The sequence below is a fragment of the Pseudomonas frederiksbergensis genome, from assembly GCF_000802155.2.
GTDB classification, from domain to species: Bacteria; Pseudomonadota; Gammaproteobacteria; order Pseudomonadales; family Pseudomonadaceae; genus Aquipseudomonas; species Aquipseudomonas frederiksbergensis_A.
The window spans coordinates 146,561-169,808 of the sequence record NZ_JQGJ02000009.1 but is presented as its reverse complement, the minus strand read 5'-3'; the positions used below and the strand labels follow the sequence as shown (position 1 = coordinate 169,808).

The following is a 23,248-nucleotide window of genomic DNA, read 5'->3' as shown; positions in this document are numbered from 1 at the left end:
GAAAAAGAAAGAAAAAGGAGCGTTACCAATGAAACTGAGCAGCACCGCGATACTGGCCTTGGCCATCAGCAGCGTTACGGCCACGGCTTACGCAGATCCTCAAAGCCAGGCTGTCAGCCCGGTCTCCCTCAAAGAAAAAAGCGCCCAAAGCGAAGCTACCGGCTTCTTGGAAGGGCAATCGGTGACAGGGTCCACGCGTAACTGGTACGCGAACGAGCAGCTCAAGCGTGGCGGGAAGTTCGTCTACACCAAAAACGGCGCTCTAGCCGAAACTGACCGCCGGATCAACTGGGTTCAGGGCACCATCGTCAATTACACCTCGGGCTTTACCGAAGGCACCGTCGGTTTCAGCACTGAAATCGCTGCCTATAACGCCATTGCGCTGGAGCGTGATCGTGAAAACCTGGCGGCTGGCAATGGCGGCGCCCCGAAAACCGGAACCGCCTCGGGCAACAACCGTACCCTGACCGAAAAAGGCGGTGACGCGGTGGGCCAGTGGAGCAAACTGGGTTTGGCTAACGTGAAGGCGCGCTTCTCCAACAGCACGCTGACCGCCGGTCGCCAAAGCTACAGCAGCCCGCAAGTCGACACGATCGGTAACCGAGCCCTGCCATCAAGCTTTCAAGGGGTGAGCTTGAATGTCGCGGAGCTGGAAAACCTGACCTTCGACGCAGCAACCTTCGATCGCGTGTCCCCACGTTCGGAACAAAGCCTGCGTAAATTCCGCGCCGAATACGCCAACGGTCGCCAAGAGTCCGACCATATCCACACCGCCGGCATCACCTACACGCCGCTCGCCAGCCTGACCACAAGCCTCTGGGCCACCAAGGCCGAAGATCTTTGGAACCAGTATTATTTCGGCGCTAGCCATGTGCTTGGCGACAGCTCCGTGCTGAGCCTGACTACCGGGCTGAACTATTACAAAACCCAGGAAGAAGGCAAAGCGCTGATCGGCGACATCGACAATGACACCTATTCGTTGTCATTCGGCCTGACGCACCAGGCGCACACCCTTACCCTTTCCTACCAGCAAGTGAACGGTAACGAGTATTTCGACTACCTGAACGAAACCAACGGCATCTACCTGGCCAACTCCCTATTGTCGGACTTCAACGGCCCGAACGAAAAATCCTTCCAGGTCGCCTATGGCCTGAACATGGCTGAATATGGCGTTCCAGGCCTGAAATTCAATATCTACCAGGCACGTGGCTGGGGCATCGACGGCACCCACTACAGCGGCAACAACGGCGTGGTTGGCAAAGGCTACGATGGTATCCAGACTCAGGACGGCGAACACCATTACGAATACGGCATCGGCGCATCCTATGCCGTACAGAGCGGCCCTTTGAAAGCCACCGCGATCCGCGCGACCTACACCGCACACCGCGCCAGCGAAAACCAGTCTGACGGCAGCATCAACGAATTCCGCCTGGTCACCACCATTCCGTTCAACATTCTCTAACCTTTCCACCGACGGTCGACCCACAAGGTCGACCGTTCGGTTTTTTGCCGTTCAACCGATTGCAGAGGATTGACGATGAACATGAACCCCCTACGCGCCGCCATCGCCGCCGCGCTGCTGAGTGTCGCCGTTGGCGCCACGGCCAAACCCCTGGTGGTTTGCACAGAAGCCAGCCCGGAAGGCTTCGACATTGTCCAGTACACGACTGCAGTCACCGCCGATGCTGCGGCGGAAACCGTTTTCAACCGCCTGGCCGACTTCAAGCCCGGCACCACCGAAGTGATTCCGGCCCTGGCCGAATCCTGGGACATCAGTGAGGATGGCCTGACCTACACCTTCCATTTGCGCAAGGGCGTCAAATTCCACACCACCGATTACTTCAAGCCGACCCGCGACATGAACGCCGACGATGTGGTCTGGAGTTTCCAGCGTCAGCTGGACCCGAATCACCCATGGCACAAATTGTCGAGCGTGGGCTTCCCGTACTTTGAAAGCATGGGCTTTAAGGAACTGCTCAAAAACGTCGAGAAAGTCGACGAACACACGGTCAAGTTCAGCCTGACCCGCCGCGAAGCGCCGTTCCTGGCCGACATCGCCATGGCTTTTTCCTCGATCTACCCGGCTGAATACGCCGACCAGTTGCTCAAGGCCAACAAAACCGGCGACCTCAACAGCAAACCGATCGGCACCGGCCCGTTCGTGTTCCAGCGCTACAACAAGGACGCCCAGGTTCGCTTCAAGGCCAACCCGGACTACTTCCGTGGCAAGCCGCCGGCGGACGCGCTGATCTTGGCCATCGCCACCGACAACAACGTGCGCATGCAGAAGCTCAAGACCAACGAGTGCCAGATCGCGCTGTATCCCAAACCCGACGACATCCCCAGCGTCAAGAAAGACCCGAACCTGAAGGTCACCGAGCTGGACGCGATGACCGTTTCCTACACCGCCATGAACACCAGCCACAAATACATGAGCGACGTGCGGGTACGCAAAGCCATCGACCTGGCCTTCGACAAGGAAGCCTACGTCAACGCGCTGTTCGGCAAGGGCAACGCTACCGTGGCGGTCAACCCGTACCCGCCGACACTGCTGGGCTTCAACCACGACCTGAAGAACCCGGCCCGCGACCTCGACAAGGCGCGCCAGTTGCTCAAGGAAGCCGGCGTACCGGAAGGCACCGTGTTCACGCTGTTCACCCGCAACGGCGGCGGCCCGACCAACCCCAATCCGATGCTCGGCGCGCAGATGATGCAGGCCGACCTGGCGAAAGTCGGGATCAAGGTCGATATCCGCGTGATGGAATGGGGCGAAATGCTCAAGCGCGCGAAAAACGGCGAGCACGACATGGTCTCCGCCGGATGGGCGGGCGACAACGGCGACCCGGATAACTTCCTGACGCCTATGCTCAGTTGCGAGGCCGCCAAGAACGGCGAAAACTACGCGCGCTGGTGCAATGAGAAATTCCAGGCGCTGCTCGACCAGGCACGCGCCACAGTGAACCCCGAGGAACGCGCCAAGCTCTATGAACAGGCCCAGGTGATTTTCAACCAGGACCAGCCATGGATCAGCATGGCCCACACCCGGATGTTCACTGCAATGCGCAAGAACGTAGAGGGCTACGTGATTAGCCCGCTCACCACCAACAACTTCGCCACCACCCAGGTGAAGTAGATAAGAAAACGCCCGGCGACTCTTGATCCCGAGAATCGCCGGGCACGCCTAACCGGCTGATGAGGTACACCTGAAGATGTTTAGTTTTATTGCCCGCCGACTGGGATTATTAATCCCCACGTTCTTCGGCATCACCTTGCTGACCTTCGCGTTGATTCGCATGATCCCCGGCGACCCCGTGGAAGTGATGATGGGCGAACGTCGGGTCGATCCCGAAATGCATGCACAGGCAATGGAACGCCTTGGCCTCAACAAACCGCTGTATGCCCAGTACCTGGACTACATCGGCAAACTGGCCCAGGGCGATCTCGGCGAATCGCTGCGCACCCGTGAAAGCGTATGGACCGAGTTCAGCTCCCTGTTTCCCGCGACCCTGGAACTGTCCATGGCCGCGCTGTTGTTCGCCGGTATCCTGGGCTTGCTGGCCGGGGTGATCGCGGCACTCAAGCGAGGATCGCTGTTCGACCATGGCGTGATGGGCATCTCCCTGGCGGGGTATTCGATGCCGATCTTCTGGTGGGGCCTGATCCTGATCATGTTCTTCTCGGTGTCCCTGGGCTGGACGCCGGTGTCGGGACGCATCGACCTGCTCTACGACATCGAGCCGAAAACCGGCTTCATGCTGATCGACACGCTGTTGGCCGACGAGCCGGGCGCGTTCCTCGATGCGCTGCATCACCTGATCCTGCCGGCCATCGTGCTGGGCACCATTCCGCTGGCGGTGATCGCCCGCATGACCCGCTCTTCGATGCTCGAAGTGCTGCGCGAAGACTACATCCGCACCGCCAAGGCCAAGGGCCTGTCGCCGTCGCGAGTGGTGTTCGTGCACGGCCTGCGCAACGCGCTGATCCCGGTGCTGACCGTGGTCGGCCTGCAAGTCGGCACGCTGCTGGCCGGTGCGGTCCTGACCGAAACGATCTTCTCCTGGCCGGGCATCGGCAAGTGGCTGATCGAAGCCATCGGCGCCCGGGACTATCCCGTGGTGCAGAACGGCATCCTGTTAATCGCCTGCCTGGTGATTCTGGTCAACTTCGTCGTGGACGTTCTCTACGGCTTTGCCAACCCACGTATCCGTCACCAGCGCTGAGATCAAGACCATGAGTACTCCAACTACCGCGGTAGCAGTCGATCAAAGCCTGCTGTACCCATCCCCGTACAAAGAATTCTGGCAAGCGTTCTCCCGCAACAAGGGCGCTGTCGCCGGGCTGCTGTTCATGACCCTGATCGTGTTCTGCGCGATCTTCGCCCCGTGGGTCGCGCCTCACGATCCGAGCGAGCAATATCGCGACTTCCTGCTGACGCCGCCGGCCTGGCTCGAAGGCGGGCAGATGCAATTTTTGCTGGGCACCGACGAGCTGGGCCGCGACCTGCTCTCGCGGCTGATCCAGGGTTCGCGGCTGTCGCTGCTGATCGGCTTGTCGTCGGTGGTGATGTCGTTGATCCCGGGCATCCTGCTGGGCCTGTTCGCCGGATTCTTCCCGCGTATCCTCGGCCCGACCATCATGCGCCTGATGGACATCATGCTCGCCCTGCCGTCCTTGCTGCTGGCCGTGGCGATCGTCGCCATCCTCGGCCCAGGCCTGATCAACACCGTGATCGCCATCGCCATCGTCTCGCTGCCATCCTACGTGCGCCTGACCCGCGCTGCCGTGATGGGCGAGCTGAACCGCGACTACGTGACCGCCGCCCGCCTGGCCGGTGCCGGCCTGCCGCGTCTGATGTTCATCACCGTGCTGCCCAACTGCATGGCACCGCTGATCGTCCAGGCAACGCTGAGCTTTTCCTCGGCGATCCTCGACGCCGCCGCCCTGGGCTTCCTCGGCCTCGGCGTCCAGCCGCCCACCCCCGAGTGGGGCACCATGCTGGCCTCGGCCCGCGACTACATCGAACGCGCCTGGTGGGTCGTGAGCCTGCCTGGCTTGACCATTTTGCTCAGCGTGCTGGCAATCAACTTGATGGGCGACGGGCTGCGCGATGCGCTGGACCCGAAACTCAAGAATGCCGCCTGAGGAGATTCCCATGTCACTGCTAGAAATCAAGAATCTCAACGTCCGCTTCGGCGACGCCACCGCCGTGCCGGTGGTCGACGGCCTGGACCTGAGCGTGGAAAAAGGCGAAGTCCTGGCGATCGTCGGCGAATCGGGCTCGGGTAAATCCGTGACCATGATGGCGCTGATGGGCCTGATCGAGCACCCTGGCATCGTCACCGCCGACGCGCTGAACTTCGACGGCAAGAACATGCTCAAGCTGAGCAACCGCCAGCGTCGGCAGATCGTCGGCAAGGACCTGGCGATGGTCTTCCAGGATCCGATGACCGCGCTCAACCCCAGCTACACCGTGGGTTTCCAGATCGAAGAAGTGCTGCGCCTGCACCTGAAGATGTCCGGCAAGGCCGCCCGCAAGCGCGCCATCGAACTGCTGGAAAAAGTCGAGATCCCCGGCGCCGCCAGCCGCATGGACGCCTACCCGCATCAACTGTCCGGCGGCATGAGCCAGCGTGTGGCGATTGCCATGGCGATTGCCGGCGAGCCGAAGCTGCTGATCGCCGACGAACCGACCACCGCCCTCGACGTGACCATCCAGGCGCAGATCATGGACCTGCTGCTGGCCCTGCAAAAAGAGCAGAACATGGGCCTGGTGCTGATCACCCACGACCTCGCCGTCGTCGCCGAAACCGCCCAGCGCGTGTGCGTGATGTACGCCGGCCAGGCCGTGGAAGTCGGTAAGGTGCCCGAACTGTTCGACATCCCCGCCCATCCCTACAGCGAAGCGCTGCTGGCGGCGATTCCGGAACACAGCATGGGCGCCGAGCGCCTGGCGACCTTGCCCGGCATCGTCCCCGGTCGCTACGACCGTCCGCAGGGCTGCCTGCTGTCGCCGCGCTGCCCGTACGTGCAGGACAACTGCCGTCAACAACGCCCGGCGCTCGATCCGAAATCCAACAGCCTCGCCCGCTGCTTCTACCCGTTGAACCAGGAGGTGGCGTGATGGCCGTCGTACTTACCGCCCGTGACCTGACCCGTCACTACGAAGTGTCCCGTGGCATGTTCAAGGGCCATGCGACCGTGCGCGCCCTCAACGGTGTGTCGTTCGAACTGGAAGCCGGCAAGACCCTGGCCGTGGTGGGTGAATCCGGTTGCGGCAAATCCACCCTCGCCCGGGCCCTGACGCTGATCGAAGAACCGTCCGCCGGCTCCTTGAAAATCGCCGGCCAGGAAGTCGCCGGCGCCAACAAGGCCGAACGCAAGCAATTGCGCAAAGACGTGCAGATGGTCTTTCAGAGTCCGTACGCTTCTCTCAATCCACGACAGAAAATCGGTGATCAGCTGGCCGAGCCATTGCTGATCAACACCAACCTGTCGGCCACCGAGCGGCGGGAAAAAGTCCAGGCGATGATGAAGCAGGTGGGCTTGCGCCCCGAGCATTACCAGCGCTACCCGCACATGTTCTCCGGCGGCCAGCGCCAGCGCATCGCCCTGGCCCGCGCCATGATGCTGCAACCCAAGGTGCTGGTGGCGGACGAACCGACCTCGGCACTGGACGTGTCGATCCAGGCTCAGGTGCTGAACCTGTTCATGGACCTGCAGCAGGAATTCAACACCGCCTACGTGTTCATTTCCCACAACCTGGCGGTGGTGCAGCACGTAGCCGACGACGTGATGGTGATGTACCTCGGCCGCCCGGTGGAAATGGGCCCCAACGAGAACATCTACAGCCGCCCGTTGCACCCGTACACCCAGGCGCTGCTGTCGGCCACACCAACCATCCACCCGGACCCGAACAAGCCGAAGATCAAGATCGTCGGCGAACTGCCCAACCCGCTCAACCCGCCGTCCGGCTGCGCCTTCCACAAGCGTTGCCCGTACGCGACCGAGCGTTGCAAGACTGAAGAACCGGCGCTTCGCCCACTCGATAACCGTTTGGTAGCGTGTCACTACGCCGAGCGGTTTCTGGATGGTGCGGCGTAAGGCGGTTTAGCGAAGGATCCGTGGCGAGGGAGCAAGCTCTCTCGCCACTACGCTGTGCCTATTCCCCGACGTCGACGAAATACAGAAGATTCACGCTTACTCCAGGGCGAAGCGCCTCTGAGGCTGCCCGTCCCATTTATCTGGATAGCCAGGCCGTCGATGCTGACGTCGAATTTGAACTCGATCTCCGCGCACCAATGATTATGGTCAGGTGAGGAAAAATCCGTGCTCTTGCGCGTGATGTAGCCGCGTTGCCAAGGCTCGAGCTTTCCTTCTATTTCATAAAAAGCCTTAGCTAATGAGTCCAACGTGTATATCCCTGGGCCACCAGGAGGGAAATAAAACGTCAACTGTCTTGCTCCACCATTATTTGATGTCCAATCGGCTTGAACTACGAAATCAGTGCCCCCGTCATCAGCAATCAGTGTCAAATCCTTCAAAACTTCAAACTCAACACCTCCTACAGATCCCTTCATCCAACCAGAGGCTTCAGGATGCTGGTCACTGATTTTCATGTTTGATCTCCTTTCCCGGAACTGATGAGCCATCGGGCAGCCATTTCCAATGGTTATAAGAGCCACACGAAAATCCGTCTACTGTCAGACCTGACAGGTGGTCTCAGCTTTTTCGTATGAGACAAACAAGTAATCCTCCGACTCTTTTCGGCCTACTGCGCCCGGAACGTCGGACCGCTCCAGCGGGAGCCCCCGCCCTCGAGGCAATAAAAAACCTCCAGTCCGACCAAGGCTGGAGGTTTTTTCATGTCGGATGTTCTACGTCTGGCTATCGCCCTCCGCATCCTCATCCTCATCCGGCATATCGACTGGCGAACCATCATCATCCTCGCCATCGTCCGGATCGCCTGCATCCGCATCGGTCGCGGCAAGCATAAACTCGCCCTGCGCCACCGCCCCGCTCGATGCGTGTTTCTCATGCTCATCACACTCAGCCCACGCAGCCGTAGAACCGAGGGACAGCAACACCAATACCTTCAGCAAAAACATCATGCGCAACAGCTTATTCATAGCCCAATTCCTTCTTTTCGGATAAAGCAGAGCCCGACGGCGCCTAAGAGAAGCTAATTATGAATAGAACGGTTCATCAAATAGGACGCCCCGGAACAGCTGGAAATGCCGCCGTTCTACAGATTGGTTTCGAATAAGGGTTATCTCCAAACCTACTAACACCACAAACCTTCTATGGGAGCGGGCTTGCTCGCGAGGACGATACATCCATCATCCAGGCAAGCTGACCACCGGTTTCGCGAGCAAGCTTTGCTCCCACAGCTACCTCACAAAGTTTTTTAACGGGAGCTCGCATCCGCCAAAGGCCTCGCCTGCGCTATGGTAGGCCGAAATTCTTCAAAGGCTCCCCGACATAACTCTGTCGCAAACCCCGATGCAACTGGAACATAGCCTTTTATGCGAAGACACACGGCGTGACGCAGCGGCAATCTCTCGCCTGATCGTCGAGGATTTCATCGAATTTGGCGCCAGCGGTAGCATCTGGACCAAGGCTCAGGTGGTCGAGCAATTACCCCAACAATCCTTCACTCAACGCGCTATAAAAAACCCCGCAACTTTCGCAGCGGGGTTTTCGGTTTCACGCTTGATGCTTAATGATGCTCCCGCGTCGCGCGGAATTTCACATCCGGCCAGCGCTCTTCCATCAGCGCCAGGTTGACACGTGTTGGCGCCAGGTAGGTCAAATGCCCACCGCCATCCAGCGCGAGGTTTTCCACGGCCTTATTGGAAAATTCCTCGAGCTTTTTCTTGTCACCGCATTCGACCCAACGGGCGGAGTACACGGTGATCGGCTCGTAGGAGCACTCGACCTTGTATTCCTCTTTCAGGCGGCTGGCGACCACATCGAACTGCAGCACACCGACCGCGCCGAGGATGATGTCGTTGCTTCGCTCCGGGAAGAACACCTGGGTGGCGCCCTCTTCGGCCAGTTGCTGCAAACCTTGGCGCAGTTGCTTGGACTTGAGCGGGTCCTTCAGGCGTACGCGGCGGAACAGTTCCGGGGCGAAGTGCGGGATGCCGGTGAAGCCAAGGGCCTCGCCTTCGGTGAAGGTGTCGCCGATCTGGATGGTGCCATGGTTGTGCAGGCCAATGATGTCGCCGGCGAAGGCTTCTTCCAGTTGCTCGCGTTCCGAGGAGAAGAAGGTCAAGGCGTCGCCGATGCGCACGTCCTTGCCGGTGCGCACGTGGCGCATCTTCATGCCTTTTTCGTATTTGCCGGAGCAGATGCGCATGAATGCGATGCGGTCGCGGTGCTTGGGGTCCATGTTCGCCTGGATCTTGAACACAAAGCCTGTGAACTTTTCTTCCACCGGCTCCACGGTGCGCTCGTTGGCGACACGCGGCAGCGGGCGCGGGGCCCAGTCGACCACGGCGTCGAGCACATGGTCGACACCGAAGTTGCCCAGGGCGGTACCGAAGAACACCGGGGTCAGTTGGCCGTCGATGAATTCCTGCTGGTTGAACTCATGGCAGGCGCCCTGCACCAGTTCCAGTTGCTCGACAAAACGATCGTACTCGTCACCCAGGTGCGTGCGGGCTTCGTCGGAGTCGAGCTTCTGGATGATCTTGGTTTCGGTGCGCTCATGACCGTGGCCGGGGGTGTAGACGATGATGTAGTCGTCGGCCAAGTGGTACACGCCCTTGAAGTCGCGGTAGCAACCGATCGGCCAGGTGATCGGCGCGGCCTTGATCTTCAGGACCGCTTCGATTTCGTCGAGCAGTTCGATCGGGTCGCGGATGTCGCGGTCGAGTTTGTTGATGAAGCTGACGATAGGCGTGTCCCGCAGACGGCAGACGTCCATCAGCGCGATGGTCCGTGGCTCGACGCCCTTACCGCCGTCGAGGACCATCAGTGCCGAGTCCACAGCGGTCAGGGTGCGGTAGGTGTCTTCGGAAAAGTCTTCGTGGCCCGGGGTGTCGAGCAGGTTGATCATGTGATCGCGATACGGGAACTGCATGACCGACGTGGTAATGGAGATACCCCGCTGCTTTTCCATCTCCATCCAGTCGGAGGTGGCATGGCGGTCGGACTTGCGGGATTTCACCGTGCCGGCCACCGCAATCGCCTTGCCCATCAGCAAGAGCTTTTCGGTGATGGTGGTCTTACCGGCATCGGGGTGGGAAATAATGGCGAAAGTGCGGCGTTTCGCGACTTCGGCGGCCTGTTTGGTCATGGGAAATCGCCTGGCAGGTGATTCAAAAAGGGCGGCGATTATAGCTCAACTTGTGCCAGGAACCGAACCATTGGGCACATTCGGGGTGGCCAAATGCCCCCCTACGTGGGAACCTTTCGCCCCGTGAAGACGTCCACCACCCTGACAAGGCTATTCGTCAGGGTCTGCAAAATCAGCAAGTTAGCCTGACGAGGCTGCGCTCATGGCTCAATTTACAGGCCTTTTTACCGGCACTGAACAGAGCTGCTTCTCGCGAACGTTTTCCCGGCGACCTGACGGTTTGCCGTACGGGCAAGCGTGCGCCGACTGAAAGACAAAGGAGTCCGCCTGTGGCTATCCGCTATGGCAAAGGGCTTATCGGGGGAGCGGTCGTCGTCGCCCTCCTGGCCCTGTTGGTCCACTGGATCGGCATCGATACGATCCAACGCTACCACGACGATCTGCTGTTCTACCTGCAAGCGCACCTGATGCTTGTCCTGGCCTCCATGCTGGCGGCCCTGATTGTCGGCATCCCCGCCGGCATCGCCCTCAGCCGCCCCGGCATGGTCGGGCGCGCCGAACGCTTCATGCAAGTGTTCAACATCGGCAACACCGTGCCACCCCTGGCCGTGCTGGCCATCGCTCTGGGTTTCCTGGGCATCGGCAGCGGTCCCGCCATCTTCGCCCTGTTCCTCGCCTCTCTATTGCCCATTGTGCGCAACACCTATGAAGGCCTGAAAAACGTCCAGGGTTCCCTCAAGGAAGCCGCCGTCGGCATCGGCATGACCCCGCGCCAAGTATTGTGGAAAGTCGAGTTGCCCAACGCCGTGCCGATTATCGTCGGCGGCGTGCGCGTGGCCCTGGCGATCAACGTCGGCACCGCGCCCCTGGCGTTCCTGATCGGCGCCAACAGCCTCGGCAGCCTGATCTTTCCTGGCATCGCCTTGAACAACCAGCCGCAATTGCTGCTCGGCGCAGCCTGCACCGCCCTGCTGGCGTTGCTGCTCGACGGCCTGGTGACACTGGCCAGCCGCCTCTGGCTGGAACGCGGTCTGCGACCGTCCTGAGCCTGGCTGGATAAAGGAATCGTTTATGAAGAAGTTGAGCTTGATACTGGGCTGCGTCCTGCTGTTCGCAGGATTTGCCCAGGCCGCTGAAAACCCGCTGATTCGCCTCGGCGCCCGAGTGTTTACCGAGCAGACGCTGCTGGCAGAAATCACCGCCCAATACCTGCGCGGCAAAGGCTACGACGCGCAGATCACCGGTGGACTTGGAAGCAACCTGGCCCGGAGCGCCCAGGAGAGCGGACAACTGGACCTGCTCTGGGAATACACCGGCGTGTCGTTGGTGGCCTACAACCATGTCACCGAGAAACTCGACAGCGCCCAGTCGTACGCCCGGGTGAAAGAACTCGACGCGAAAAAAGGCCTGGCCTGGCTCGCGCCATCGAAATTCAGCAACACCTACGCCTTGGCCCTGCCGGAGAAAGTCGCGAAGAAATACCCGCAGATCAACTCCATCAGCCAGTTGAACACGGTGTTGCAGGCCGAGGCCGACGAAAATCACCTGGTGGCGCTGGACACCGAGTTCGCCAACCGTTCCGACGGTTTGGCGGGCATGGTCAAGCGGTACGGCATGAACCTGACCCGCAAGAATATCCGCCAGATGGATGCGGGCCTGGTCTATACCGCGCTGCGCAACAGCCAGGTGTTCGCCGGCTTGGTCTATACCACCGACGGGCGCCTGAATGCTTTCAAACTGAAGCTGCTGGAAGACGACAAGCATTACTTCCCTGATTACACCGCCGCGCCAGTGGTACGCCAGGCGTTCCTCGACGCCCACCCGCAACTGGCGGCGCAGCTCAAGCCCCTCGCCGAACTGTTCGACGATGAAACCATGCGCCAGCTCAATGCCCGCGTGGACGTCGTTCACCAAAGCCCTTCCGCCGTTGCCGCCGATTTCCTGCGCCAGCATTCGCTGCTCTCAACCCAATGACCTGGAGGAAAAGCCATGGATTTTCTTGACGCCTTTTCCCATCTGGATTGGCCGCTGGTGCTGCACCTGACCTGGCAGCACATCACCCTGGTGGGCATCGCCGTTACCCTGGCGATTGTCATCGGCGTGCCGCTGGGCATTTTCATGACCCGCTTCCCGGCGCTCGCCGGCCCGCTGCAGGCCAGCGCCACGGTGCTGCTGACGATTCCGTCGATCGCCCTGTTCGGCCTGCTGTTGCCGTTCTATTCCAAGTTCGGCCAAGGCCTGGGGCCAATGCCGGCGATCAGTGCGGTGTTTCTCTATTCGCTGTTGCCGATCATGCGCAACACCTACCTGGCCCTGACCGGCGTCGAGCCGGGCATCCGTGAAGCCGCCCGCGGCATCGGCATGACCTTCGGCCAGCGCCTGCGCATGGTCGAACTGCCCATCGCCGTGCCGGTGATCCTGGCCGGCGTACGCACCGCCGTGGTCATGAACATCGGCGTCATGACCATCGCCGCCACTATCGGCGCCGGTGGCCTGGGCGTGCTCATCCTCGCTTCCATCAGCCGCAGCGACATGTCGATGCTGATCGTCGGCGCCGTGCTGGTCAGCCTCCTGGCCATCTTCGCCGACCTGCTTCTGCAATGGCTGCAACGCTCGCTGACTCCTAAAGGGCTCCTCAAATGATCGAACTTCAAAACCTCAGCAAAACCTTCAAGAGCAACGGCAAGGATGTCAAAGCCGTGGACTCGGTGAACCTGACCGTCAACGAAGGCGAGATCTGCGTGTTCCTCGGGCCGTCGGGCTGTGGCAAAAGCACCACGCTGAAGATGATCAACCGACTGATCCCGCCGACCTCGGGCAAGGTCTTGATCAATGGCGAAGACACCACCGGCCTCGATGAAGTGACCCTGCGCCGCAACATCGGCTACGTGATCCAGCAGATCGGCCTGTTCCCTAACATGACCATCGAGGAAAACATCACCGTCGTCCCGCGCCTGCTGGGTTGGGATAAACAGAAATGCCACGACCGCGCCCGCGAATTGATGAGCATGATCAAGCTCGAACCCAAGCAATACCTGCACCGCTACCCGCGTGAATTGTCGGGTGGCCAGCAGCAACGGATCGGCGTGATCCGCGCCCTGGCGGCCGATGCGCCGCTGTTGCTGATGGACGAACCCTTTGGCGCGGTCGATCCGATCAACCGCGAGATGATCCAGAACGAGTTCTTCGAGATGCAACGGGCGCTGAACAAGACCGTGATCATGGTCAGCCACGACATCGACGAGGCCATCAAGCTGGGGGACAAGATCGCGATCTTCCGCGCCGGCAAGCTGGTGCAATGTGATCACCCGGACACGCTGCTGGCGCATCCGGCCGACGAGTTTGTCAGCAACTTCGTCGGCCAGGACAGCACGCTTAAGCGTCTGCTGCTGGTCAAGGCCGAAGACGCGGCGGACAACGCTCCGTCGGTCAGCCCCGAGACGCCGGTAAACGAGGCGCTGGAACTGATGGACGAACATGACCGGCGCTACGTGGTGGTCACCTGTGCCGAGAACAAAGCCCTGGGCTACGTGCGCCGCCGTGACTTGTACCGTCAGGCCGGAACCTGCGGGCAATTTCTGCGGGAATTCAACGCCACCGCCGCCTACGACGAACACCTGCGGATCTTGCTGTCGCGCATGTACGAGTTCAATCGCTCGTGGCTGCCGGTGCTGGATGCCGAGCGGGTGTTTCTTGGCGAAGTGACTCAGGAATCGATTGCCGAGTACTTGAGCTCCGGCAAGTCCCGTGGGGGCAAGACCAGTATTGTTTCGCCGGCCGAGGCCGCGTCGGCCTGACGCCTATAGCTGGACCCGGAGCACCTGGGAAAACAACCACTGCGGGCTGAGCTTGGTGAACACCGAATAGTTGATCTCTACCGTTCTACCCTTGTTTTTCGAAACCCAGATCGGGTCAAGAACAAAAAGGTTGGGTCTACTGGCTGTCACCAACTGGTGGGTCGTATCAAGAACGCTATCTCCCACGGCTCGTACGCGTAAGGTCGAGCCGGACGGAGCTGGAGCGTTGACCGTGACAGTCCCCGACGAGTAACTGGGTGCGGGAAGAAAAAGAGCCTGGGGATCAATAGTCAAAAAACGCGCTTCAGACTCCATGGTTTCACCGGTGTCGCTTTTTTTAATGGTGTAGCTCACCGGTACGGTAAGCCCGATGCTGTCGACTACCTCGGTGCGGGGAATCTGCACCTGCTTGTTCGCCGGAAGTTCGCCATAGAGGACCGGCGGGCTGCTGTATGGCACGCGGCCTCCCCAACGAATGCTCAAGGTATCAGCGGCCGCAATTCCATCGGTGGGTAATTGCACGATGAGATATTCATCTCGGTAGATATCGCTGGTGTTAAGACGGTCGCCGGATACGGAGCTGTAAGCCTTGGGAACGGTGGGCGCAACCAAAGCCGGTGTCGGGACAACCGCAGGGATTGCCTGGTCCGCACTCACATATTGGAAACTGAAGTGGCTCTGTGGATTGGGGGGCAATGTGACACGAACGATGGGGACAAAAAGGCCATTGGTGCGCTCATGATATTTTTTTGGTCGATTTTGGACGCCGCCAGATCGTTTGAGCCGGATATCCAGAAAAACGCCTGGATAGGCAGCGGTATGGGATTCTTTTCCGGCCAGGTTTCGATTCGAAGTTCGTTGTGATTTTTGAAGTTAAAACTGGCGCCGCCAACCTCAAGCTCAACAAGTTTTCTGACTTGCAGCCCCGCGTTGAAGTTGGCCACCGCTTGCTCATCCAACGCATCGTTGAGCATCCATGCGCAACTGGCGGGATTTCCGTAACTCACCCTTCGAAAATGGGCCAGCCAGGCCTTGGCCGTGAAAATATTCTGTTCATTGCAGGGTTTACTCAAGGGATAGACGAACTGAGTAATGCTGTCACGGCAGCCGCGAGCGCCTGGTTTGCTGCGATAGATCGTTGCGCCGTCGTAGGGGAAATAACAGATAATCGACGGCCTTATTTTTCCCTGCGGAGCCTGGAGGGTAGGATAAAAAATATAGCCATGCCTGGCTTCGTTGTTGCCCCAAGGCGCAGCACCAAACTTGGAGTCGGCCCTCAGGTAAGAAAACGAAACTGCGCCGGTTTTCCTGGAAAATTCACTATGGTCCCAAGGATCAAAGGTCCCTGCATTGGTCGTGCGTGCCACGACACCTGAGCATAAAAAAGCGGGGGCCGTGGGGGAGCCGCAGTTAACTGCCATGTCGTAGTAGTTACGGGTCAAGGCAGCCGCCGTTGCCTCTCCTGATTGGATGGCCTCATCCACCACCAGCGCTTCGCCAAAAGACAGTGGAGAGAGACAAAAGCTCGCCAGCAGTATCAGCATCCTTGTTGATTCTTTACGAATAAAACTTGTCATGTTCTCTCCTCGTTCCTAGACAGGCCAACAGGCTGATCTCACCCTTTCAATGAGGATTGCACCGGTTATTGCCCGGCAACTTCATAATCACGTCATGGGCAACGTAGGGACGCGCGGGCTCAAGGCTCCACATCGATTTATTCTCGGCGATATCGGGGGAATCAAGATGACAGGCCAGCTGCCGACGCATGCTGCTGCCCATGTTGTCGAAACTCCAGTCCTTGCGATTCGGGTCAAGGGCAGCAGCCTTGATCGCCAACTCGGCCAAAACGACGTTGGTTTTCCCTACGCCGGCTTTTCTACCGCACGCCGTAGGCGTGATCTTGAGTGATGAAATTTTTCCAAGGACGGGTTCTACATAATTGTTATCCCACTCGATTTTTTCTATGTAGTTGTCGCAGGAACGACTATCCACGGGGGGCTGAACGTGCTGGTCGACGGGAACGTAAAGAAATTTCGCGTCTTCAGCGATCGAATTCGGAAATTGTATTTTGACGATGGGTCTCCAAGTATTACCTTGCTCCACCCAACGGTGCTGATCATCTCGAGCGAGATCACGCGCGGTATACGTTGTCGTAGTTCTGTCAATATAATCCACACCACTTTCATAAATAAATGCGGCAATGGGAAGTTCTAGATACGTGGCCTTCGCTGAGTCGCCATCACTGGCGACCGACGCATCAAACTTCACCCGTTCCTGGCTGCTCCAGTCTCTTTTCCAATATTTATTATCCGGCCAGGTTTCAATACGCAGCTCAGACTGGGTATTTATCGCATCGCCCTTCTCATCAGAATCGGTGGCAAGAATTTTTCGTGCTTCGACAAAGGTGTTGAATGCATCGGCCTTGTTATAGGTGCCGAAGTAATCTTTCGTGGTATCGAAACCGCATTGAAATCTGTGCGCCTTGGTCGCTTCAGGATCCCGGGTTTGCCGGTCATAGTGCTCCATCCACGCCTTGGCATTGCTGATGCTCAGTTTCTGGCAATAGTCCTCGACGACGCCCAGTGTATTCGCGTTCTCCTGATAGTCACCGCAGCCGTTATTGGTTCGGTAAGCCGTCCAGGAGTCAATAGGAAAGGCGCACAGCACTTTAATCTTAAATTGCTTCTTTTCATCGATAAAATCGTTTGGCATCAAGGCAAAACCGTTGAACCTAAGCATGCCTAGCCCGTTGAACTCTACATCTTTTCTTGAATATGAAACCGACGTGCCACCCGCCGCAATGCCCTCCCCACCTGCTTCAACGCTATGTGAAAACGGACTACTATCCCACGGTAAAAAGGCCCGCTTACTATCAATTCCTCGAAGTATCAAACCAGAGCAATCAGATGCCAACCTGCCGCTTCCACAGTCTCGTGCAGTCAATCGATACCAGTATTCCATCAATTTTGCGGTATCGGTGCCTGGGTCTGCCTGTAACACGCTGGAAGCTGATACAACCCCCAAAAACAAAGAAGTATTCATTACCTGTATGATCCGACGCTTGCACATGATCGCTCCTAGCGCTCTTCGCGCTAAACTCCGCCAGCATTAAAAATCCGTTCAGAAAGACTGCGCACCTGAGCACAATCTAAATACCCGTTCCATTTAGACTTAGAAAAAACCGGCCTTCAGTGTTCGATAATTACTTCGACGCGCCTACTGTCAGAACTTACAGTTCACAGGCCTTACCTAAACGTTTTCCTCATAACCAACCGTTAATTTATCAATAAACGGACTCAGGGAAGCGTCAAGGCACCATCGTCGATAACCCGTTGACTCATGCGCCCAGTTAGACCAAGACGAAGATGGCAAACGCGCCCCTGAGATGAGCAACCCCAGAAAGGTGACCAGTATTATTTCGGCGCCAAGCTCACATCAACGCCGACGACGAGTCAGGCCCGGCGCACAGCATTGTGGTCATAGCGGCTAAGAAATATTTGGTACGGAGAGAATCACGATGACAACCTTACGCAATTCAATCTAAGTGAAGGCAAGCTTGTCATTGAGAATGGCGAGAATGTATGCAAATACACCGGCGACCCCAAAAAAATCAGTCAAGATGGCGATACGGAGGAGCGGGTGCTGAAGCTTAAGCTAAAAAAATGAAGTGCCATTACATTCAAACATCCCTATGTCTTATCGGAGCGAGCTACCGAGACAAAGATGAAAAAAAGCGACATCGCTCCAAAACCCACATCGGTGACGACGAATCAGGCCTGATGCACCGCGTGGCGGCTACAGCGGATAATGTCGCATCGCTGTCCGGCGCACGCTTAAAACATGCCGGTGCTGGATGCCGAACGGGTGTTCCTCGGCGAAGTGACCCAGCAATCGATTGCCGAGTATCTGAGCTCCGGACGTTCGCGCGGGGGCAAGACCAGCCTTGTCTCGCCGGCCGAGACTGCCTCAGTCTGACCAAGCACGACTGCTTTTGTGGCGAGGGGATAAATCCCTCGCCACAAAGGCAAAAGCCATATTGAGCAAGCTCGAAAACCGATCCGAGGGAACATCAACCTGTCACACCGGTCGGTTACATCATGGGCTGTCGCGCACCGCACGACGGAGACGTGCAAAAACGCGACATTTTTAGTTGATCTCAGGCCCCTCACGCCCTAAAGTTCGCGCCGAACGTCCATGCTGGAAACGATCCATCCGGCTCAAGTACTGACGACGAGACAGCAAGGCCAAGGGAATCAAGCGTCCCATGGCCTTTTTGCTTTCGGCGACATGCCTTGGGAAGTAGGCGAACCAAAGTGGGGATACGGAGGACGTTCGCGGGGGCGGCTTGCCCTCAAACCCATTGATCCTGATGTTTGCCAGTAGGAGTCCCAAGTATGTCGATCCAGGTCGAAGATTATTTCGCGCGCGAAACTTTCCAGAAAATGAAAGCGTTCGCCGACAAGCAGGAAACCCCGTTCGTGGTAATCGACACCGCGATGATCGCCCAGGCCTACGACGACCTGCGCGCCGGTTTCGAATTCGCCAAGGTCTACTACGCCGTCAAGGCCAACCCGGCGGTGGAAATCATCGACCTGCTCAAGGAAAAAGGTTCGAACTTCGACATCGCCTCGATCTACGAGCTGGACAAGGTCATGAGCCGTGGCGTCGGCCCGGAGCAGATCAGCTACGGCAACACCATCAAGAAATCCAAGGACATCCGCTACTTCTACGACAAGGGCGTGCGCCTGTACGCCACCGACTCCGAGGCCGACCTGCGCAACATCGCCAAGGCCGCGCCGGGCTCGAAGGTCTATGTGCGGATCCTCACCGAAGGCTCGACCACCGCTGACTGGCCGTTGTCGCGCAAATTCGGCTGCCAGACCGACATGGCGATGGACCTGCTGATCCTGGCCCGCGACCTGGGTCTGGTGCCGTACGGCATCTCGTTCCATGTTGGCTCGCAACAGCGCGACATCAGCGTCTGGGACGCGGCCATCGCCAAGGTCAAGGTGATCTTCGAGCGTTTGAAGGAAGAAGACGGCATCGTCTTGAAGCTGATCAATATGGGTGGCGGCTTCCCGGCCAACTACATCACTCGCACCAACAGCCTGGAAACCTACGCCGAGGAGATCATCCGATTCCTGAAGGAAGACTTCGGCGACGACCTGCCGGAAATCATCCTGGAGCCGGGCCGTTCGTTGATCGCCAACGCCGGTATCCTGGTCAGCGAGGTGGTACTGGTGGCGCGCAAGTCACGTACTGCCGTCGAGCGTTGGGTGTACACGGACGTGGGCAAATTCTCCGGCCTGATCGAAACCATGGACGAAGCCATCAAGTTCCCGATCTGGACCGAGAAGAAAGGCGAAGTGGAAGAAGTCGTCATCGCCGGCCCGACCTGCGACAGCGCCGACATCATGTATGAGAATTACAAGTACGGTTTGCCGCTGAACCTGGCTATCGGTGATCGCCTGTACTGGCTGTCGACCGGTGCGTACACCACCAGTTATAGCGCGGTGGAGTTCAATGGCTTTCCGCCGTTGAAGTCGTATTACGTTTAACGCCACTTATCGATAAAAGGTCCATGGAAACATGGACCTTTTTTTATGTGCGCAGCCACCTATCGAAATCATCCAGCAAGATCATGCCCTCTTCGAACGTCCTGTTGGCTGTGTTCAACCTTATGTTCAGCTCACCCAGGCTCTGGGCATAGCTTGCTCGCTGGAGTTCCAGCACCACATTGTCCACGCCTTGGTATAGCGTTTGGGCTACCAGCCCCAAGTGGGAATTCAAGTTGCTGAAAGCATTGAACAGGGAGCCGATGTCAGCCTTGTATTCCGCAGCCCTGCCCGAGGCATCCTTGGAGAGATAGTCCAGATCCCAAGGCGGTGTAATGCTGGCCTCTTGGAACAATGCCTGCACCACCGTCGGTTGATCGTGACACTGGCAGGATCGATGATCCATGGCCCTCCTGAATACCGCGTTCACACCGAACGACTCCTGGTTGACCTCGGACAGCTTGAAGACCATTTGCCTGATCGCGCTCCTGATCGAGATAGAACGAAGGTAAAACTCGTGAATCAAATCCTCCACGCACTTTGGCGGCGACAGGGTCCAGCGCTCGGAACGGGAAAAACTGAAAAGCCTGTAATCCACCTCAGCCAAGGGCTCGCGTCGCGAGGTCCGCGCCGTAATTTCCAACGCCTCCTGCCTGAACAGTTTTAATTCCTTGTCATGAGCGCTGCTGAGCACCTTGATCTCGTTAACGCGCATCCCCAATGTCAAAAGAGACTGAACATTGAAGTAAGCGTTGTTCAACCTTGAATCCGCAACGAGAGCAGTGGCTTGATGGCCAGCCATACGCCGCCGCTCGAAAACAACCGGTATCTTCTCAAAGACCAAGTGCAAGGTGGAAAGGAAATTTATATAACGGTCCAATACCCGGCGTTGTTCGCTAGTAAAATCATAGCCAAATTTATTCATGATATGCCCTAACGGTGACGGCTCTCGGGCCGTCACCGTTATTCCGTCTGGGGTCAATTCTCGCTGATGTTGACTTGACTCGCTTGATCAGCCGCGAAGGGGGTGCAGGTATTGAATAATGGCGGGAATAACAGCAACCACATTACTGGCACGCACTTCGACGGGCTGCGATTTATCGGGTACAAATGCGCCCACGAACATCCTGTATGCGTCAACCACTTGGGCAAACTCCTTAAGGTAATTCCAACGGAAACTGTCTAGATTATCCAGATTTTCAATCAACTCCATTTTTCCTTGAATGACTGAAACCTCCAGAGCCCAACCCATGGCTTCCGTTCGCAGTTGACTGGCCCTCGCGCTAAGCCTTTCGTATCCGGCAACCATATTGAGATAGGAAAAGGTTTCGCCAATACCCGCGATCAGTTTTTTCACGGTATCGAGGGCCAACAATGCGACCTGTACCTGAGGAGGGGCCATGCCCATCGCCATCAGGTTGTCCACCGTTAGCTGGGCCTCCTGGCCAATTTTTTCGACGCCACTTTTACCAATCAAGTTGATCGCTTCGGACAGCGACTCCATCTGGGCGAGCAACTCGGCGCGCTTGGCTTTGGCTCTATCTTCTTGCCCCTGCGCAAAGGTTCGGTCCTGCTCCAGTGCGAGTGACCGTTGTTTCGACATGTCCATGTCGTAGTGGGCGCTGAGGTTGATCTTAATCTGCTCCAAGTCGGACGCCTGCTGATCTATCGAACGAAATACGCGTTGAAGGTCAACTTCCATCTCCAGACGCCACTCGTTTTTTTCAACCTCATCGACAATGTCTTCCCACTCCTCCTGATAGCTTTTAAGAGCTGTCATTGTTCGATTGAGGTCATTGATGGTCGTTTGTGCAGTGTTGCGCAGGCCGAAGGTATTACTATTCGTAATCGTTGCCACGCTCGTCATCCTGCTCACCACGTCCGGCATATAATCATACCGCTGGGCAAGCAGTTGTACTTGCGTGCGGCAAGTCTGAATATTTGAATTATAATCGCGCAGCGCCGTAACGTTGAGATATGGATAGTCCGAACCGCCAGACAATGTATACATATATGCCATCCTTGCGTTGATTAAAGTACCTGCGTCAATTTCTCGCTGAGCTTCTTCAAAAATCTTGACCAGGACCTTGGAACTCTCACCTATATTCTGCCTCCACGGCGTAATCACTGCTTTAAGGTGGGCGATAAATCTTCTCAGTGATACTGCATTTTCCACTCTATCAAGGGAAAACAGAGAGTCGCTTATGAATTGGCTGAGTGCATTCCAGACTAACATCAGGTTCTGCGTCGCCACTTCAGCCTCAATCGTGACAGTGGTCAGATTTTGAAGATCGCCTCGCACGCGATTCAAAGAACTGAGCGTTTGATTCTTACTGCCCAATTGTTGAATGGCGCTGTCTTGCAGGCCTTTCAGTTCATTGCGTTTTTTGCGCAGTTTCTCTGCCTGTACGCCTTGGTAGATACCCAGGATCAACCCACCAACATTCAGGGTGGCTGCGGCGCCGATGGCCTCTTTAACCATGTCGCCGTATTGCTTGTTTAACTCATCGATCTCTGTGGCACGCTGGTCAATTTCTTCCTGGAGGACCTGGATATCCCGTCCATAGGTATTCTCACTGACCGATTTCAGTCGCAATTTGATTTCTGGCAGCACTTTTTCTCGTAGATCGGTCCCAAAACTATCCAGCTCCCGCCGTACCTCCTCAGCTTTCGCATGTGAAAGCTTCACCCCCGTCATTATGACGTCAAGAAATGCCTTTATATCCTGAATATCTCTAGGCGGTACCGTCAGATCAGGGAGCTGAGGCAGAATTTCCTTGAGATTCAAAAAAGCTTCGACCGAATTAATATTGTACTTATCTAAATACTGGGAAGCCCTAAGATCATCATAAACCGAAATAATTTCATCACCATAAACGATGATAGTATTAGCAAAACGTTCCAGATCTGTTCCGGTCAGCTGAATTTTTTCACGCAACGGCGACCAACGTCTAGCGTGGTCATATGTAGTACCGAAGTTCCCCACAAAATCCAAGGCTGTCAGCCCGGGGGATCCCTCATCTCCAGCACCGTAATTCAAATAGGCAACCACATCGTTTATTCGAGTAGGCAGCGACAACCCCAGTATTTCGTACTTCCTCAGACTGATAATCTGTTCCTTGGTCAACTGTATCCCCGGCTCCCTATTATATTGTTGATCCTCACCAAGCGACGCCGCTACAAAAACCATGGGGGCTTCCACGGCCGCCTTGACCACCTCATCTTTCAACGTAAATTCCATCAGAGACTTCCTGTCTTTAGAGTTAGAAAAAGAATATGCCGACCCCCCATAAATACTTATCCAGCTATTAGTTGATCGTGCCAAAAGACTCTAGAATATTTTTGCGACGCCCGACAACGGACAAAGTATTAACAAACAAAACAGCTGAGCATACCAAGTAACAATCCAAGCCACTTACACATGACAAATAAAAATTGGGTCATGTGACTTTATCGAGCAACAGAACTTACTGAAGAGTCGAACTTGCAGCCATGCTGCAGCCATCCACCTGAGAAGAGGCGGTGCCGATAGGCATGGCCCATGGCCCGTATCTCAGAATGAGTGGAGTCAAGCACTAACCTCCATTTTCAAGCAG

The 23,248-nt window shown here is 57.1% G+C and carries 20 protein-coding genes and 1 pseudogene; 13 read left to right on the top strand and 8 right to left on the bottom strand.

Going from position 1 to position 23,248, the window contains the following annotated elements; all coding sequences use genetic code 11:
* Positions 1-28: 28 nt before the first annotated feature.
* The 6 genes from JZ00_RS18060 (at position 29) to JZ00_RS18035 (ending at position 7,101) form a co-directional block, all read left to right on the top strand.
* Positions 29-1,462: an OprD family porin gene (locus JZ00_RS18060; protein WP_039592276.1), complete on the top strand. Its 1,434-nt coding sequence runs from the start codon at positions 29-31 to the stop codon at positions 1,460-1,462.
* A 75-nt stretch (positions 1,463-1,537) separates the two neighbouring features.
* Entirely contained in the window at positions 1,538-3,133 is a 1,596-nt protein-coding gene (locus JZ00_RS18055; protein ID WP_039592277.1) for an ABC transporter substrate-binding protein, read from the top strand.
* Positions 3,134-3,209: 76 nt separating this feature from the next.
* Positions 3,210-4,220: an ABC transporter permease subunit gene (locus tag JZ00_RS18050; RefSeq protein ID WP_039592278.1), complete on the top strand. Its 1,011-nt coding sequence runs from the start codon at positions 3,210-3,212 to the stop codon at positions 4,218-4,220.
* A 10-nt stretch (positions 4,221-4,230) separates the two neighbouring features.
* On the top strand, positions 4,231-5,142 hold the full coding sequence (locus tag JZ00_RS18045; protein WP_039592279.1) for an ABC transporter permease subunit: 912 nt from the start codon (positions 4,231-4,233) through the stop codon (positions 5,140-5,142).
* A gap of 10 nt (positions 5,143-5,152) precedes the next feature.
* Positions 5,153-6,121, top strand: coding sequence for an ABC transporter ATP-binding protein (locus JZ00_RS18040; RefSeq protein WP_039592280.1), 969 nt, complete (start codon positions 5,153-5,155; stop codon positions 6,119-6,121).
* Positions 6,121-7,101, top strand: coding sequence for a peptide ABC transporter ATP-binding protein (locus tag JZ00_RS18035; RefSeq protein WP_039592281.1), 981 nt, complete (start codon positions 6,121-6,123; stop codon positions 7,099-7,101). Before JZ00_RS18040 ends, JZ00_RS18035 begins: the two co-directional genes overlap by 1 nt.
* A 47-nt stretch (positions 7,102-7,148) precedes the next feature.
* On the opposite strand, the gene JZ00_RS18030 is transcribed toward JZ00_RS18035, so the two are convergent.
* Both JZ00_RS18030 and JZ00_RS18025 read right to left on the bottom strand, forming a co-directional pair.
* The gene (locus tag JZ00_RS18030; protein WP_039592282.1) at positions 7,149-7,616 is read right to left on the bottom strand and encodes a hypothetical protein; all 468 of its coding nucleotides are present in this window, start codon (positions 7,614-7,616) and stop codon (positions 7,149-7,151) included.
* 258 nt (positions 7,617-7,874) lie between these two features.
* Complete coding sequence (locus JZ00_RS18025; protein ID WP_039592283.1) at positions 7,875-8,126, bottom strand: hypothetical protein; 252 nt, start codon at positions 8,124-8,126, stop codon at positions 7,875-7,877.
* A 373-nt stretch (positions 8,127-8,499) separates the two neighbouring features.
* Between JZ00_RS18025 and JZ00_RS32005 the strand changes: the two genes are divergently transcribed.
* A complete protein-coding gene (locus JZ00_RS32005; protein ID WP_082112105.1) occupies positions 8,500-8,784 on the top strand; it encodes a DUF4440 domain-containing protein in 285 nt (94 codons plus the stop codon).
* Here the strand turns inward: JZ00_RS32005 and JZ00_RS18020 are convergent.
* Positions 8,717-10,300, bottom strand: coding sequence for a peptide chain release factor 3 (locus JZ00_RS18020; RefSeq protein ID WP_039592284.1), 1,584 nt, complete (start codon positions 10,298-10,300; stop codon positions 8,717-8,719). The two genes, JZ00_RS32005 and JZ00_RS18020, sit on opposite strands and share 68 nt — an antisense overlap.
* A gap of 329 nt (positions 10,301-10,629) precedes the next feature.
* On the opposite strand from JZ00_RS18020, the gene JZ00_RS18015 reads away from it, so the two are divergent.
* Genes JZ00_RS18015 through JZ00_RS18000 form a run of 4 tightly spaced genes read left to right on the top strand, consistent with a single transcriptional unit; the run spans position 10,630 to position 14,097 of the window.
* Complete coding sequence (locus JZ00_RS18015) at positions 10,630-11,346, top strand: ABC transporter permease (protein ID WP_039592285.1); 717 nt, start codon at positions 10,630-10,632, stop codon at positions 11,344-11,346.
* A 25-nt stretch (positions 11,347-11,371) separates the two neighbouring features.
* Positions 11,372-12,274, top strand: coding sequence for a glycine betaine ABC transporter substrate-binding protein (locus JZ00_RS18010; RefSeq protein WP_039592286.1), 903 nt, complete (start codon positions 11,372-11,374; stop codon positions 12,272-12,274).
* Between the two features lie 15 nt (positions 12,275-12,289).
* Entirely contained in the window at positions 12,290-12,943 is a 654-nt protein-coding gene (locus tag JZ00_RS18005) for an ABC transporter permease (RefSeq protein ID WP_039592287.1), read from the top strand.
* A complete protein-coding gene (locus JZ00_RS18000; protein WP_039592288.1) occupies positions 12,940-14,097 on the top strand; it encodes an osmoprotectant ABC transporter ATP-binding protein OsmV in 1,158 nt (385 codons plus the stop codon). Before JZ00_RS18005 ends, JZ00_RS18000 begins: the two co-directional genes overlap by 4 nt.
* Before the next feature lie 3 nt (positions 14,098-14,100).
* On the opposite strand, the gene JZ00_RS17995 is transcribed toward JZ00_RS18000, so the two are convergent.
* The 3 genes from JZ00_RS17995 to JZ00_RS17985 are packed head-to-tail and all read right to left on the bottom strand — an operon-like array spanning position 14,101 to position 17,139.
* Positions 14,101-14,709: a hypothetical protein gene (locus tag JZ00_RS17995; protein ID WP_152668449.1), complete on the bottom strand. Its 609-nt coding sequence runs from the start codon at positions 14,707-14,709 to the stop codon at positions 14,101-14,103.
* 41 nt (positions 14,710-14,750) lie between these two features.
* Complete coding sequence (locus tag JZ00_RS17990; protein WP_152668448.1) at positions 14,751-15,674, bottom strand: hypothetical protein; 924 nt, start codon at positions 15,672-15,674, stop codon at positions 14,751-14,753.
* 46 nt (positions 15,675-15,720) lie between these two features.
* Positions 15,721-17,139: a DUF2599 domain-containing protein gene (locus tag JZ00_RS17985; protein WP_235433101.1), complete on the bottom strand. Its 1,419-nt coding sequence runs from the start codon at positions 17,137-17,139 to the stop codon at positions 15,721-15,723.
* Positions 17,140-17,937: 798 nt separating this feature from the next.
* Here JZ00_RS17985 and JZ00_RS30920 point away from each other — a divergent pair.
* Both JZ00_RS30920 and JZ00_RS17980 read left to right on the top strand, forming a co-directional pair.
* Positions 17,938-18,072, top strand: a pseudogene (locus JZ00_RS30920) (glycine/betaine ABC transporter ATP-binding protein); the annotation flags it as partial.
* 419 nt (positions 18,073-18,491) lie between these two features.
* Positions 18,492-19,655 carry a type III PLP-dependent enzyme gene (locus JZ00_RS17980; RefSeq protein ID WP_039592292.1) on the top strand — a complete coding sequence of 388 codons (1,164 nt, stop codon included), beginning with the start codon at positions 18,492-18,494 and terminating at the stop codon, positions 19,653-19,655.
* Between the two features lie 43 nt (positions 19,656-19,698).
* Here JZ00_RS17980 and JZ00_RS17975 read toward each other — a convergent pair whose 3' ends face one another.
* Both JZ00_RS17975 and JZ00_RS17970 read right to left on the bottom strand, forming a co-directional pair.
* Complete coding sequence (locus JZ00_RS17975; protein ID WP_039592397.1) at positions 19,699-20,577, bottom strand: hypothetical protein; 879 nt, start codon at positions 20,575-20,577, stop codon at positions 19,699-19,701.
* Positions 20,578-20,664: 87 nt separating this feature from the next.
* The gene (locus tag JZ00_RS17970; protein WP_039592293.1) at positions 20,665-22,893 is read right to left on the bottom strand and encodes an alpha-xenorhabdolysin family binary toxin subunit A; all 2,229 of its coding nucleotides are present in this window, start codon (positions 22,891-22,893) and stop codon (positions 20,665-20,667) included.
* Between the last annotated feature and the right edge of the window lie 355 nt (positions 22,894-23,248).

Bases quoted from the DNA above. Each gene is read 5' to 3' on its own strand.
- JZ00_RS17990 (WP_152668448.1), bottom strand. From the start codon at position 15,674: ATGACAAGTTTTATTCGTAAAGAATCAACAAGGATGCTGATACTGCTG.
- JZ00_RS18035 (WP_039592281.1), top strand. From the start codon at position 6,121: ATGGCCGTCGTACTTACCGCCCGTGACCTGACCCGTCACTACGAAGTG.
- JZ00_RS18055 (WP_039592277.1), top strand. From the start codon at position 1,538: ATGAACATGAACCCCCTACGCGCCGCCATCGCCGCCGCGCTGCTGAGT.
- JZ00_RS18045 (WP_039592279.1), top strand. From the start codon at position 4,231: ATGAGTACTCCAACTACCGCGGTAGCAGTCGATCAAAGCCTGCTGTAC.
- JZ00_RS18050 (WP_039592278.1), top strand. From the start codon at position 3,210: ATGTTTAGTTTTATTGCCCGCCGACTGGGATTATTAATCCCCACGTTC.
- JZ00_RS18040 (WP_039592280.1), top strand. From the start codon at position 5,153: ATGTCACTGCTAGAAATCAAGAATCTCAACGTCCGCTTCGGCGACGCC.
- JZ00_RS18000 (WP_039592288.1), top strand. From the start codon at position 12,940: ATGATCGAACTTCAAAACCTCAGCAAAACCTTCAAGAGCAACGGCAAG.
- JZ00_RS18020 (WP_039592284.1), bottom strand. From the start codon at position 10,300: ATGACCAAACAGGCCGCCGAAGTCGCGAAACGCCGCACTTTCGCCATT.
- JZ00_RS18025 (WP_039592283.1), bottom strand. From the start codon at position 8,126: ATGAATAAGCTGTTGCGCATGATGTTTTTGCTGAAGGTATTGGTGTTG.
- JZ00_RS18010 (WP_039592286.1), top strand. From the start codon at position 11,372: ATGAAGAAGTTGAGCTTGATACTGGGCTGCGTCCTGCTGTTCGCAGGA.
- JZ00_RS18060 (WP_039592276.1), top strand. From the start codon at position 29: ATGAAACTGAGCAGCACCGCGATACTGGCCTTGGCCATCAGCAGCGTT.
- JZ00_RS18030 (WP_039592282.1), bottom strand. From the start codon at position 7,616: ATGAAAATCAGTGACCAGCATCCTGAAGCCTCTGGTTGGATGAAGGGA.
- JZ00_RS17980 (WP_039592292.1), top strand. From the start codon at position 18,492: ATGTCGATCCAGGTCGAAGATTATTTCGCGCGCGAAACTTTCCAGAAA.
- JZ00_RS17970 (WP_039592293.1), bottom strand. From the start codon at position 22,893: ATGGAATTTACGTTGAAAGATGAGGTGGTCAAGGCGGCCGTGGAAGCC.
- JZ00_RS17975 (WP_039592397.1), bottom strand. From the start codon at position 20,577: ATGAATAAATTTGGCTATGATTTTACTAGCGAACAACGCCGGGTATTG.
- JZ00_RS18005 (WP_039592287.1), top strand. From the start codon at position 12,290: ATGGATTTTCTTGACGCCTTTTCCCATCTGGATTGGCCGCTGGTGCTG.
- JZ00_RS17985 (WP_235433101.1), bottom strand. From the start codon at position 17,139: ATGAATACTTCTTTGTTTTTGGGGGTTGTATCAGCTTCCAGCGTGTTA.
- JZ00_RS32005 (WP_082112105.1), top strand. From the start codon at position 8,500: ATGCAACTGGAACATAGCCTTTTATGCGAAGACACACGGCGTGACGCA.